Below are 12,680 nucleotides of genomic sequence, written 5' to 3' on the forward strand. Positions count from 1 at the left end.
AATACCGGTGCCGCGCCCGGCGATACGCTCGTGCTGTGCTCGAGAGCGACGACAGGGTGGCAACGCTGACCCGGTCCGGCGAGCCAACCGGATGTGCGTTGATCTTTCCCGGTCAAGGCGCGCAGCGACCCGCCATGGGCGAGCAATGGCGAGACACGCCACAGTGGCGGATCGTCTGCGATGTCTCCGAATGGACCGGGTGTGACATTGCCGAGCTGGTATTACGGACGGGCGAGCAGCGTTTGCGGAGTACGGATGCGGCGCAGTTGTCGATCTTCACGATGTCCTTGATGGCGCTGGACTACCTGATCGAGCATCGGCTGGTCGATGGGGTGCTCGCGTGCGCCGGGCACAGCCTGGGGGAGTACACGGCGCTCGTGGCGGCGGGTGCGCTGACGCCGCAGGCCGGTGCGCGGTTGGTCGCGGCTCGTGGCGCGGCGATGCGGGCGGCCATCCGGGCGCGACCCGGCACGATGGCCGCGATTCTCGGAGCGAGCGGGGACAGCGTCGAAGAGCTCACCGCCGCCGCGCGTTCCGGCGGTGCGCTGGTCTGGGTGGCCAATGTGAACGGGCCGCGGCAGGTCGTCGTATCCGGCACGGTCGAGGGGGTCGAGGCGGTGGCCGCGGCGGCCCGCAAGTCCCGGCTGAAGGTCGTGCGAATCGCCGTCGACGGCGCATTTCACACCCCGCTCATGGAATCCGCGGCACCGATGCTGCGTCAGGCCCTGGCGGCGGTCGAATTCCGGTCGACCGCTATCGAGGTGGTCGCGAATGTGGACGCTGGGCGGTATACCGCCGCGCGGTGGCGAGAACTGGCCGAGCGACAACTGACCGCACCGGTGCGGTGGACCGCCGTCATCGGGCGACTGACCCGGCTCGGCTGTCCGCGGCTGGTGGAGGTCGGGCCGAGCCGGGTGCTCGCGAAATCCATCGGCCGCGGCGAATCGGCGCCGACGGTGCGGTACTTCGGCTATCCAGGGGAGCTCGGACCATGAGACGGACCATCGGACGGCGCGGGGATCGGTTGAGCGAGTTGGATTGTCAGTATCTGCGCCTCGACAGCATCGGGCACCCGATGCATTGGATGCTCGGCTTTCAGCTCGATCCGGGAGATCCGATCACGATCGAGCAGTTGCGTACCCGGGTGGCCGCGCGTGCTCGCGAGCCCGAGCTGTATCGGCTGAGCCTGCCCGAGCGCCTCCGGCGGCGCCCGAGATTCATTCGGGCAGAAGTAGATCCGCGGCCGCGCGTGCACGAGTCCGTGGTGGCGGACCGGAGCGGGCTGCTGCGCTCGATCGAGCGGCTCATGGCGACCCCGATGACCCGCACCGCGCCGCTGTGGGACATCACCCTGGTTACCGAGCAGGACCGCGGGAGCCAGACGGTGCTGCTGCGCGTGCATCACTGCCTGAGCGACGGTCTGGCCGCGCCGGGTTTCGCCGCGCTCGTCGTCGACACCGTCGGCGATCCGGTCGTCGACTACGCCAGATTCGTTACCGCACCACGGTTTCCGTTCACCAGGTCACTCACCTGGCGGACCTGCACCGAGGTCCCTCGACAGTATCGCGCCGCGCGTTCGGTGCGCCGGGGTGGGCGAGTACTGCCGTTCCCGCCGCCGGACTGCGTGCGGCAGGTCGCCGTGTTCTCGGTTCCGGTGCGGCGGATACGGCAGAACGCGGCGCGCGGTGCCGGGTCGAGCACGGAGTATCTGCTGGCGACCGCGGCCGAAGCGTATCGGCGGGTGGCGCCGCACGTTTCGGGGAACGACCTGCGAATCATGGTGCCGGTCACCTTCGATGCGGAGTTGCGTCACACGGGTAATGCCAGCGCGTCGGCGTTCCTGGATGTCGCCGCGTCGGGTGCGCCGGTGACGGATCGGGTCCGGGCGGTGCGGGAAGGACTGGCCGCCATCGATCCGGTGGCGCAGGCCCGCGCATTAGCCTCGGCCAGTGTGGATCTGCAGTATCTGCCGTGGCGGGCGCAGACGCGCCTGATGGCGCGGATGGTGCGCGACACCTGTCAGCTCAGCGTGAGCATCACACCGGGATTCACCCGGCGGCACACCGTATTCGGCCGCGCTGTGACCGCCACGCTGCCGCTGTCGCCGCTGATGGCCGACGAGCTCATGGTCACCATGTTGATCCTGCGCGATCAGCTGTCCGTCGGTGTCGTTGCCGATCCTCGGATATTGCCTTGTGCCCTAACGGAGTTCGCCGACTGTCTGCGCGACCTGCTGCTGGATGTGGCCGAGCTGTCGCGGGCCGGGCGATAGCCGACTCACGGATTCCAGCGCGTTATCTCGGAGATCACCGCCTGCTCGGGCATCGCGCGCATCATCGTATTGCGCAACGCGGTGCCGAACCTGGTCCGGCGCAGCATCACCGGAATCAGCCACCGCGATCTGTTCTGTACGGCGTCGACTCGGGTTCGGCGGCGCAGCACATACCGCCGCAACGCATCGGGTACCTGGGCCGCATCCACCTTCGACAGATCCTCGGCGAGCACCAGCGCGGATTCCATCGCCATCGATGCCCCGACGCCCGCGGTCGGCAGGAAGGCGGCGCCCGCGTCGCCGAGCAGCACCACCCGACCGAACTGCCAGTTCGGCATTCGCAGATCGTCGAGGTCGAAACAGCCGACCCGATCGATGCCGTCGAGCGCGTCGATCATCCAATCCATCGGTCCCGCAACGCCGTACAGGCGGTCGCGGAGCTGACTCGGGGTCGCCGGGGCACCCGCGGCGCGTAGCGCGGCCGCACAGCCGACCGAACCGGTTGTCGGGTTGTAGCCGAAATACCGTGCCTTACCCCAGAACTCGTGCGATTCGTCGGGTGCGACGCCGATGCCGCGCGTCCACCAGGTCCACAGCCGCAGCCCGGTGCGATGCATCGGCACGTTCCCGGCGACCAGCCTGCGTACTCCGGAGTCGATGCCGTCGGCACCGACCACCACGTCGTATTCGGCGGTCGCACCGTCGTCGAAACGCACAACGACGACGCGACCGTTCTGCTCGATGCCCGCCACGGTGCGCGCCATCCGCACCTCGGTGCCCCCGCCGTAGGATCCGAGTAACTCGATCAGCTCGGACCGTCGCAGCGCTCGCGGGACACCGTCGCCGAGGCGACCGCGAAAGTCGAAGTCGCGCAGCCTGCCACCGCCGTCGACATGGGTCGAGTAGGTGTTGATCGGCACCGTGAGCGCGTCGAAACGCCGACCGAATTCGAGGTGTTCGATCACCAGGCGGCCCATCGGCCACAGCGTGATCACGTATCCGACGTCCCCGTACCGCGCGACCCGTTCCACGACCGTCGGTTCGATTCCGTTGCACCGCAAGGCCGCGGCAAGCGTCAGTCCCGCGATGCCGCCGCCGACGACCAGAACCCGCGGCGTGCTCGTCATCATGGCGGCGAGTCTAATTTCCGCGACCCGGGCGGCTCATCGACCGAAAGTCGATCTCTTCTCAACGCCGTTCGTAACCACGCCGTTCGTTGAGTACAGTCCGATCATTCGATGCAAGACCGGCCCGGATTCGGCCGATAGGCTCAGATCGTGTCCGAACACACGCTGCCCATAGTGCTCGACATCTTCGAGACGGACCTGGGTATGGAAGTCCGGCAGTCCCGTCCCGAGGAGATCCTCGTCGGTGATCTGGGATTCGATTCGGTCGCGGTCGCGATCGGCATTGTCGCCATCGAGGAACGACTCGGGGTCCGGCTGACGGTGCAACAGATGCTCTCTTGCTGGACGGTCGGCGACATCGTCCGCGTCATCGATGCGGCGCTGACCGCGGCGCCCGACGCCCGCACCGGATAGTCGACGGGCTCAGTCCCGCAGGGCGGCGAGCATTCGCTCTTTTCCGGAGAGGAGCGCCAACGGCCCGGGCCCGCTGGCCACCGGCGAGAACCTCTTCTCGCTGCACATCGCCGCGGCCCTCCGGCTCGGCGGCAACGAGTCCTATCCCGGCGAGTTCCAGCCCACCGGCGGCTTCGCGGACGCCGCCGTCATCGAGCACAGCCGCCTCCGGCTCACCGACACTCCGGGCATCGGCTTCGAAGACAAGGCTGACCTCCACCGAGTCTTCCGCGCCCTGCACACGGGGTAGCGCCTCCCCGCTGTGGGACCGGGTACGGGTTAGTATCTACGCGGCCCTTGTGGACGTGGCGGCGTTCCTTGGGTGTACGGGGAAGTGGCCCGCCCGGTGGTATCTCGATACCGCTGGGCGGGCCACACACGTATGCGACGGCTGCGGACTCGTGCCTCGAACCGACCCGACGCGAGATCTGACCGCCCCTTCGCCCCTTCGCCCGTTCGCCCCTTCGCCCCGTTGCGATGCTTCCGTCTGAAACCTCGACGGTCAGCGCGCCTAAGCCGTGCTCGGCCATCGGTCATCCGCGGCCTGCAGTACAGCGAGGCGGGCGTGCGGGACCGGCCCTTTGGCTTGAAGTGGGCTTGTCGGGAGACCCTTTCCGTGTAGTGTCCAGACACATGTCCACCTAGTGTGTCGGGCATTTTCTGGGAAGGATTTCCAATGACACTGGTCAAGCCGCAGCGGGTGTCCGGGGAAGCGGACGAGCACGGGCATCTCGAGGAGCTCCGCACCGATCCGATCGCGTTGATGCGGCGGGTTCGCGCCGAATGCGGTGACGTCGGGTCGTTCGAGCTCGCCGGGCGGGATGTCATCCTGCTGTCCGGGGCCGACGCCAACGAGTTCTTCTTCCGAGCCGGTGACGAGGACCTGGATCAGGGCGCGGCCTACCCGTTCATGAAGCCGATCTTCGGTGCGGGCGTGGTGTTCGACGCCAGTCCGGAACGGCGCAAGGAGATGCTGCACAACCAGGCGTTGCGGGCGGACCATATGCGCGGGCATGCCGCGACCATCGCCGGTGAGGTGGATCGGATGCTGGCCGGTTGGGCGGACGAAGGTGAGATCGACCTGCTCGAGTTCTTCGCCGAATTGACGATCTATACGTCCTCGTCCTGCCTGATCGGCCGAAAGTTCCGCGCGGAGCTCGATTCTCGGTTCGCGCATCTATACCACGAGCTCGAGCAGGGCACCGACGCGCTGGCCTACGTCGATCCCTACGCGCCGATCGAGAGCTTCCGTCGTCGGGATGCGGCGCGGGTGCAGTTGGTCGAGTTGGTGCAGGCGATCATGGACGGTCGAGCGGCGAATCCACCTGCGGGCAAAGGTGATCGCGACATGCTCGATGTGCTGGTGTCGGTCAAGGACGAGGCGGGGGTGCCGCGGTTCTCCGCCAGCGAGATCACCGGCATCTTCATCTCGATGATGTTCGCCGGGCATCACACCACCTCGGGTACAGCGGCGTGGACAATCATCGAATTGCTGCGCCACCCCGAGCTTTTGGGCGCGGTGGTGGCCGAGCTGGACGAGCTGTATGCCGACGGTTCGGAGGTCAGCCACAACGCGCTGCGTCAGATTCCGAACCTGGAAGCGGCACTGAAGGAAACGTTGCGGCTGCATCCGCCGCTGATCATCTTGATGCGGATCGCGCGGGACGAATTCGAGGTGTGCGGTCACCGGATCGCGGCTGGTGACATGGTGGCCGCGACCCCGGCGATCTCCAATCGTATTCCGGCGGATTTCCCCGACCCGGACACCTTCGACCCGGCGCGTTATCTCGATCCGCGGCAGGAAGACATCGTCAACCGGTGGACCTGGATTCCGTTCGGGGCGGGCCGGCATCGCTGCGTCGGGGCGCCGTTCGCGCTCATGCAGTTGAAGGCGATCTTCTCGATTCTATTGCGGGACTGGGAATTCGAGCTGGCACAGCCGTCGGACACCTACCGCAACGATCACTCCAAGATGGTGGTGCAGTTACAGCAGCCGTGCCGCGTCCGCTACCGCAGGCGGCAGTGAGTCGTGTGCGCGACACGAACTGCCGCTTCCGCTGATCCTGGACGCTGATGGTGTGGAACAGGAGATTGGCTCGATCATCCGGCTCCCGGGATCCCGGGGTTGGCTGCGTTTGTCCATTGCCCGATTTCGATATCTCTCCTGGAGGTGTTCGTGAAGGCTGGAATGCGTGCGCTGGTATCGACCGTGGCGCTCACCACCATGTGTCTGGGAGCGGGGCTGGCAGCCACCCCCCGCCTACGCGGATCCGCCGTGGTCAGGCAAGTGTGCAGGCGAAAACGCCCAACCGCAGGAAGGCAAGGCCGGGGAGCTCGCGAAGGCACTGATCATCTAGCACTGCCAACGCGCCTACAGCGCCGCGTCGCGGCTTACCCTGCTGGCGACAGCAAGCGACCTCCTTTCCGGCGCGGTCAACTCTGCCGCAGAGGATGCCAAGAAGGCCGCCGAGGACGCCGCGACCAAGGCCAACGCGGCGGCAACCAAGGCCGATGAAGCCGCTGAGAAAGCGGACGAGGCGGAAACGCCGGAGGTCGCCGCTGCGGCCGCGGCCCAGGCCGCGACCGGCGGCGGTACCGACGCCGAGGTCGACGCGGCGCTCGATAAGGCGGCCGCTGCCGCCGGTACCGCCGCCTCCGAGGCCGCCGACAAGGCCGCCCAGGCGAAAAAGGCCATGGACGAGGTGACCAACATCATCGACAAGTCCAAGATCGCCGCAACGGCGGCGAAGGACAGCGAGGCCGAACCGGATGACGTCGACCTCGCAAACAAAGCCGCCACTGCCGAGAACGACGCCGTCGCGGCGTTTGCCGCAGCCCTGAAAGTCCTGAAAGTCCCAGGGGTGCAAATCGACACCACCAAGATCGCGCTGATCAAGAAATAGGCCAGGTACCGGGCTGGTCCGCTCGGCGGGCCAGCGCGTGGACGGTGCCGTCGGTGGTCAGGACGAACAGCCAGTCGCCGGTGACCGACATCGCCGAGGTGATCGCGCCGCCGAAGTCGTACTGCTTCAACAGCTTTCCGGTGCGGCGGTCGAGTGCGACCAGTCGGCCGTCCCAGGTGCCCGCGTAGACCACGGTTTCGGTGACGAGCGCGTGCATCGCGGGGGCGTTCGGTGCGGCGGTGCAGCCTGCGGCGACCCGCGCGGGGTCGTCGCGGGGGCTGGTGCCGGGCAGGTAGCCGGTGCCGGTCGTCCAGATCGGTTCGGCCGGATTGCTCGCTTGAGTGTCGTATGCGCGGACGGTGCCATCGATGGACGCGACGTAGACGTTCTGCCCGCGAACAGCGGGACTCGTCACCGGGGGTGGGCCCGGTTCGCAAGCGCTGCCGGGGATTTCGGCGTGCCACAGTGCGCGCCCGTCGCGCGGGTCGTGGCCGCTGAGGCCGCCGCCGGTCATGGTGATCAGCTGGCGATCCGCGTCCGTGAACGCGGGGGAGGAGTGGCTGAACAGTCCGCCCGGGGTGTCGACGGAGTAGCGGCGGGTGCAGGTGTTCAGGTCCATCGCGATGAGGGATTGGCTCGATCCCGAGTGCAGGTAGGCCGCGGCCTTGTCCTTCCCGCGTACCGCGGCGCTGTGGAATTCGCCCCAGCCCGCGGGTGCGGTGAAGCCGCCGGGTAGCTGCTTGCCGTTGGCGGCGTCGCGACAGACGATCTGGTCGTACTTCTGGTACACCGCGACCGCGCGATGCTGCTCGGGCAGGTCGAAGACGCTCACCGGGCCGCCCGCTCGGCCATAGCGGCGCACGGTCTTTCCGGTGCGATTCTCGTCATCGATGGTCTGCCAATCAACGCCACCCGTACGCGAGTTGAGCGCGTAGACCCGGCCGACTCCGGTGCTGAGATACACCCGGCCGCCCTGCACGGTCGGGAACGACTCGGCGTCACCGTCCAGGTAGGTTCGCCACAGCTCCCTGCCGGTGTCGCGGTGGTAGGCCAGCACCTGGTTGTAGGGCGAGGCGAAGGCTTGGGAGGTCACGACCACGAGGTCGCCTGACACCGCGGCACCGTTGAGGCCGAACTGCTCGCCGGTGTTGGCCGACCACCGCTGGTCCAGCACCGCACCCGGGTCGGATGCCGCGGTGGAGCCACCTGATTCGGTACCGCCCTGGCGCGGCCAGTCCGCGCCGGCGGACGGTGGTGCGCCGACGGGCAGCACGCGGAAAGTTCCTTGCAGCGCAGGCCATTTCGCGCCCGCGGTATCGGTCGCGTTCGCCTCGACGCGGTAGGTGCCTGGTTGCAGGAACATGATGCTGCCGTGTGCGGTCGCCCAGTTGGTGCGAATGGCCGGGCAGGACTCGGCCTGGCCGCCGGGCGGCGTGTAGCAGTTCACCCAGCCGGGTGGGGCTTGCGTGCTGCCGAAGCGCAGGTCCGCGCGCCACACCTCGCCGCCGCGTTCATCACGCACCAGTACCTGAGCATTCGCCGGAGTCCGACCGGCATCCTCGACATACAGGTCGACCGGGATCGAGGTGCCTGCCCGATGCGCGCTGTCCGGTGCGGGACTCACCAGGGCTGTCCGGTCGCGCACGAAGAACTGCCGGTGCGTGCCGGAGACGTAGCCGGTGTCCTCGTTCTGCGGTGTCGCCGGGTCATCGGTGATGCCGGCGAAGTCCAGCACCTTGTAACCGGGTCGCGCGCCGTCGATTCCGTAGGTGGCGCCCATGTTGTTCACCTCCACCGAGCGCGGGAACGCGCCGCGGCGGAACTCGCTCTGCTGGTTGTGGCCTGCGGCGAACATTCGCGTGTCGTAGCGGGCGAGTTCGTCGACGATCGGCTGAATGGCCTGTCCCGGACCCCATTTGGTGAACAGCGACCGGTGTGCGAAGACGAACACCTGCTTGCCCGTGGCATGGCGGCTCAGATCCTCACGGAGCCATTGCAATTGGGGATTCAGCGCACTGGTGTCGTAGTTGTTCTCCAGCACCACGATGTGGCGGCCGTTGCGGTTGAAGCTGTACCACTCCGGTCCCATATTGCGCCGGTAGACCTCCATGCTCGCGGCGTACCCGGGCTTGTTCCCGGTCCCGCCCGCGTCGTGGTTGCCCATCACCGGGTAGAACGGGCGGCCGAAGCGACCCTTGGTGAGGCCGGTCCGCAGGATGTCGTAGCTGCCCTGGCGGCGACCCGGCGCGGTGTAGTCGGTGACGGTGATGTCGCCGGTCGCGATGGCGACGGTGGCTTCCCGGTTCCGTGCCATCGCCTCGACCTGCCCGGTCCACTGGGCTTGCGTGTTCGCGGCGGAGGCGTCGCTGCGGTTGTCGGTTTCGGTGTCGGACAACATGAGCCACGCCTCGCGCGGATCGGCGGCGCGCTTGTCCGGGACCAGGGCGAAGTCGATGCCGTCCTGCCGGGGTTTGCCCTCGTCGAGTGCGCGGAAGAAGCGGGGGACCGAGTCCTCGCGCAGTACCGGGGTGTAGCCGTCCGGCGAAACCACCTGTACCAGATCGGTTTCCCGGCGCTTCGGATCTATCTGCAGGCGGTAGCCGCCGTCCTTGTCAGTCTTCGCCCAGACGGATCCGTCGGTGACCGATACATCCGGCAGTCCGCGCTCGCCGCTGTCGCGCACGCCGTTGCCGTTCTGGTCGAGGAAGACGGTGCCGCGCGCTTCGACAGCGGCATCCGCCGCCGCGTACGCCGGACTGGGTGCCGTGATCACTGTCAGGGTGATTAACAGACATAGCAGACATTTCCACACGGAACTAAAGCTAAGGGGTCCGCGCCCGTGGTGCCGTCGACTCTCGCTACAGTTCGCCCGCTGTACCGCCGATGTTCAGGCCTGTTCGCCGGGTGTAAGTCTCAGCGGTGCTTCGTATCTCACCGGTGGTCGTTACTCCGCAGCGGATTGTGGGTGGCGTAGGACCAGCGGTAGGTACACCTCGTCGACGATGTCGACGATGATCGCGTCGTCGACCGGTGTGCCGAACAGCAGGAAATGGTTGCGCAGCAGATCGGTTGCGACCGTGGCGCGCCGGGAGTCCAGGATGCGGCGATCGACCTCGCCGCGCTCGATCGCCCGCTCCAGGATGGCGTTGATGCTCACCGGGCCGACCTTGTGTACCCGTTCCCGGATGAGGCGGCCGAGTTCGGGATCACGGGTCATCTCGGCGAGCAGGCCGCGCATGATGCCGCCGAACGGGGTGGCCATGGTCGCGGACATCTGACGCAGCAGGGCGAGGACATCGGTACGCAGGGAACCGGTATCGGGGATGTCGACCTCCGGTATGCGACCGATCTTGCACGCGTCCATGACCAGTTCGGCGCGGCCGGGCCAGCGGCGATAGAGGACGGTCTTGCTGGTGCGGGCGCGCAGGGCGACCCGCTCCATGGTCAGGCCGGAGTAGCCGACGTCGGCGAGTTCATCCAGCGTCGCGGTGAGGATCGCGCGTTCGAGTTCTTCGCCGCGCCGGCGGGTGCCTTTGCGGTAGTCGTCCGTCGCGTCGACGGATTGCCGGACATTCACTGGAAGTCGAGCTCCTGAAAAACGTTGCGTCGCTTGGGAAGACACTTTAACCTGAAAATAGAGTACTAAGCGTATCTTACGAGCTCGAGGGGAACTGATGACCGACACTGTTTCGCTGCCCCGAACCGACAATGCTCCTACTTTCCCGAACGACCGCACGTGTCCTTACCAACTGCCCGAGCAGTACTCCCGGTTCCGGGACGAAGCGCCCTCGCTGCGACAGGTAACCCTCTTCGATGGTCGTCCGGCCTGGGTGGTTACCAAGCACGAGACCGCTAGGGCGCTGCTCGCCGACCCTCGGCTGTCGTCCGATCGGACACACGCTGATTTTCCGGCCACCTCGCCACGTGTTCGTGCTGTCCAAGACAGCCGACGGGCGTTCATCAGCATGGACCCGCCGGAGCACGGACCGAAGCGGCGCATGCTGATCAGCGAATTCACCGTCAAGCGCGTCAAGGGCATGCGAGCCGACGTCGAGCAGATCGTGCACGGCTTCATCGACGACATGCTGGCCGCGGGGCCGCCGGCCGACCTGGTCAGCCAGTTCGCGCTGCCGGTGCCGTCCATGGTGATCTGCCGACTGCTCGGGGTGCCGTACGAGGACCATGAGCTGTTCCAGGACGCGAGCCGGCGGCTGTTGCAGGCAACGACGGCGGACGACGCGATCGCCGCGCGCAATGAACTCGGCGCCTACCTTGACGGGCTGATCGCCAGGTTGCAGGCCGAACCCGGCCCCGGGCTGCTGTCCGGCCTGGTCGCGGATCAGTTGGCGCACGGCGAGATCGACCGCGAGGAACTGGTGTCGAGTGCGATCCTGCTGCTCGTCGCGGGCCACGAGACAACGGCATCGATGACCTCCCTGTCGGTGATCACGCTGCTGGAGCATCCGGATCAGCACGCCGCCTTGCGCGCCGATCCCACCCTCATCCCGGGCGCGGTCGAGGAACTGCTGCGCTACCTCGCCATCGCCGACCTCGCGGGCGGCCGGTTCGCGAAGGCTGATATCGAGATCGACGGGCAGGTGATCAAGGCGGGCGACGGCGTGATCGTGTCCAATGCCATTGCCAACCGCGACGGTTCGGTGTTCGCCGAGCCGGACACCTTCGATGTGCACCGCTCGGCGCGTCATCACATCGCGTTCGGTTACGGCGTGCACCAGTGCCTGGGTCAGAATCTGGCGCGGTTGGAGCTCGAGATCATTCTCGGGGCGTTGTTCGCGCGTATCCCGACATTGCGGCTGGCTGTGCCGGTGGAGCGACTGGTTTTGCGGCCGGGTTCGACGATTCAGGGTGTGAACGAACTTCCGGTGACATGGTGAATGATGTTGCGCGAGAAGCGAAAGGAGATCTCATGCGGGTAACTGCCGAGCGATCCGTTTGTGTCGGCGCCGGGCTGTGCGCGTTGACGGCGCCCGACGTCTTCGACCAGGACGATGATGACGGTCTCGTCAAGGTGTTGGCGGCCGAACCGGGCGCAGGTAGTGCGGATGCTGTCCGTGAGGCGGTCAACATCTGTCCGTCCGGTGCGGTCGCGTTCACCGAGTAGTTTGCCTTTGCCGATCGCGCCGGTCCGCTAGGCAGGTGCGATCGGCGGCAGGGGCGGCAATTCGAGGTTGTCGCGGAAGGTCGCGCCCACGTAGTCGGTGCCGATTATGTTGCGGCGCCGCAGTTCTGGGAGCAGGCCGTTCAGTAGGAAGTCACGGGTGCGGGGGTCGGCGAGGCCGCCGAGGCTGATCACGTCCAGCACGCCCGCGTCGTAGCGTTCGGCGATGGCGTCGGCGAGTTGTTCCGGGGTGCCCGCGGCCGCCCAGTGGCCGGCGTCCTTGGCGGCAATGATCAACTCGCGCAGCCTCTTTCCGGAACGGGCGAAGCCGCTGAAGATCTCGACTCGGCCGCGTCGGCGGCGCACCGACCGCACGTCGGGTAACAGGTGTTCCGGGATGGGCTGATCCAACGGGAGTCCGGACAGATCGACGCCGCCGCCGAGCATGTCGGCGAGCGCGATCCGTCCGGCCTCGAAATCGGTGGCCTCGTCGCGCTCACGCACCAGTCGACGCACCTCGGCTTCCGAGGTGCCGTAGGTCGCGTGGAACGAGCTCATGATGAGCGGCAGTCCGTCCGCGCGTCCCAATTCTGTTGCGCGGGTGCGGATCTTCTTCGCGTAGGTGATGGTGTCGGATCACACGACGTCTGAGTTCGACATGAAGGTGTTCGACGGCGGGCATTTCTATACCTCGGAGAACACCCCGAGCTGGCCGACCTGATCGCGGACAAGGTCGGCCGCCAGCGCCGCGGGATCGCCCGCAGCGCAACATCTTTGCCGTGACGACGACCCGTACCCCGCCCGTA

11 protein-coding genes and 1 pseudogene are annotated in these 12,680 nt (G+C 67.1%); 7 read left to right on the top strand and 5 right to left on the bottom strand.

Features of this window, described 5'->3' with window-relative positions; translation table 11 throughout:
• Positions 1–35: 35 nt before the first annotated feature.
• Entirely contained in the window at positions 36–995 is a 960-nt protein-coding gene (locus ACQPW1_RS20410) for an ACP S-malonyltransferase (RefSeq protein ID WP_433664281.1), read from the top strand.
• Positions 992–2,272 carry a wax ester/triacylglycerol synthase domain-containing protein gene (locus ACQPW1_RS20415; protein ID WP_433664282.1) on the top strand — a complete coding sequence of 427 codons (1,281 nt, stop codon included), beginning with the start codon at positions 992–994 and terminating at the stop codon, positions 2,270–2,272. The genes ACQPW1_RS20410 and ACQPW1_RS20415 overlap by 4 nt, the downstream gene beginning before the upstream one ends.
• Positions 2,273–2,277: 5 nt before the next feature.
• On the opposite strand, the gene ACQPW1_RS20420 is transcribed toward ACQPW1_RS20415, so the two are convergent.
• Positions 2,278–3,402 carry an FAD-dependent oxidoreductase gene (locus tag ACQPW1_RS20420; RefSeq protein WP_433664283.1) on the bottom strand — a complete coding sequence of 375 codons (1,125 nt, stop codon included), beginning with the start codon at positions 3,400–3,402 and terminating at the stop codon, positions 2,278–2,280.
• A gap of 147 nt (positions 3,403–3,549) precedes the next feature.
• Here ACQPW1_RS20420 and ACQPW1_RS20425 point away from each other — a divergent pair, with 147 nt between their 5' ends.
• Positions 3,550–3,813 (top strand): phosphopantetheine-binding protein, encoded by a 264-nt coding sequence (locus ACQPW1_RS20425; RefSeq protein ID WP_433664284.1) that lies wholly within the window; start codon positions 3,550–3,552, stop codon positions 3,811–3,813.
• A gap of 715 nt (positions 3,814–4,528) precedes the next feature.
• Positions 4,529–5,878, top strand: a complete 1,350-nt coding sequence (locus ACQPW1_RS20430) for a cytochrome P450 (protein WP_433664285.1) — start codon at positions 4,529–4,531, stop codon at positions 5,876–5,878.
• A 345-nt stretch (positions 5,879–6,223) separates the two neighbouring features.
• On the opposite strand, the gene ACQPW1_RS20435 is transcribed toward ACQPW1_RS20430, so the two are convergent.
• On the bottom strand, positions 6,224–6,547 hold the full coding sequence (locus tag ACQPW1_RS20435) for a hypothetical protein (protein ID WP_433664286.1): 324 nt from the start codon (positions 6,545–6,547) through the stop codon (positions 6,224–6,226).
• Between ACQPW1_RS20435 and ACQPW1_RS20440 the strand changes: the two genes are divergently transcribed.
• Complete coding sequence (locus tag ACQPW1_RS20440) at positions 6,546–6,755, top strand: hypothetical protein (RefSeq protein ID WP_433664287.1); 210 nt, start codon at positions 6,546–6,548, stop codon at positions 6,753–6,755. The genes ACQPW1_RS20435 and ACQPW1_RS20440 overlap by 2 nt on opposite strands.
• On the opposite strand, the gene ACQPW1_RS20445 is transcribed toward ACQPW1_RS20440, so the two are convergent.
• Positions 6,745–9,528, bottom strand: a complete 2,784-nt coding sequence (locus tag ACQPW1_RS20445; protein WP_433664288.1) for a PQQ-binding-like beta-propeller repeat protein — start codon at positions 9,526–9,528, stop codon at positions 6,745–6,747. The genes ACQPW1_RS20440 and ACQPW1_RS20445 overlap by 11 nt on opposite strands.
• Positions 9,529–9,699: 171 nt before the next feature.
• Entirely contained in the window at positions 9,700–10,332 is a 633-nt protein-coding gene (locus ACQPW1_RS20450; protein WP_433664289.1) for a TetR/AcrR family transcriptional regulator, read from the bottom strand.
• A gap of 97 nt (positions 10,333–10,429) precedes the next feature.
• Here ACQPW1_RS20450 and ACQPW1_RS20455 point away from each other — a divergent pair, with 97 nt between their 5' ends.
• Positions 10,430–11,650: a cytochrome P450 gene (locus ACQPW1_RS20455; protein WP_433664290.1), complete on the top strand. Its 1,221-nt coding sequence runs from the start codon at positions 10,430–10,432 to the stop codon at positions 11,648–11,650.
• Between the two features lie 32 nt (positions 11,651–11,682).
• Positions 11,683–11,877 (top strand): ferredoxin, encoded by a 195-nt coding sequence (locus ACQPW1_RS20460; RefSeq protein ID WP_433664291.1) that lies wholly within the window; start codon positions 11,683–11,685, stop codon positions 11,875–11,877.
• A gap of 27 nt (positions 11,878–11,904) precedes the next feature.
• Here ACQPW1_RS20460 and ACQPW1_RS20465 read toward each other — a convergent pair.
• Positions 11,905–12,507 (bottom strand): annotated as a pseudogene (locus tag ACQPW1_RS20465) (LLM class flavin-dependent oxidoreductase); the annotation flags it as partial.
• Positions 12,508–12,680: the final 173 nt, after the last annotated feature.

This window comes from Nocardia sp. CA-128927 (assembly GCF_050955855.1).
Classification (GTDB): Bacteria; Actinomycetota; Actinomycetes; order Mycobacteriales; family Mycobacteriaceae; genus Nocardia.

Excerpts from the sequence above, each read along its gene's own strand:
- ACQPW1_RS20420 (WP_433664283.1), bottom strand. The coding sequence starts at position 3,402 with ATGATGACGAGCACGCCGCGGGTTCTGGTCGTCGGCGGCGGCATCGCG.
- ACQPW1_RS20460 (WP_433664291.1), top strand. The coding sequence starts at position 11,683 with ATGCGGGTAACTGCCGAGCGATCCGTTTGTGTCGGCGCCGGGCTGTGC.
- ACQPW1_RS20430 (WP_433664285.1), top strand. The coding sequence starts at position 4,529 with ATGACACTGGTCAAGCCGCAGCGGGTGTCCGGGGAAGCGGACGAGCAC.
- ACQPW1_RS20440 (WP_433664287.1), top strand. The coding sequence starts at position 6,546 with ATGGACGAGGTGACCAACATCATCGACAAGTCCAAGATCGCCGCAACG.
- ACQPW1_RS20455 (WP_433664290.1), top strand. The coding sequence starts at position 10,430 with ATGACCGACACTGTTTCGCTGCCCCGAACCGACAATGCTCCTACTTTC.
- ACQPW1_RS20415 (WP_433664282.1), top strand. The coding sequence starts at position 992 with ATGAGACGGACCATCGGACGGCGCGGGGATCGGTTGAGCGAGTTGGAT.
- ACQPW1_RS20435 (WP_433664286.1), bottom strand. The coding sequence starts at position 6,547 with ATGGCCTTTTTCGCCTGGGCGGCCTTGTCGGCGGCCTCGGAGGCGGCG.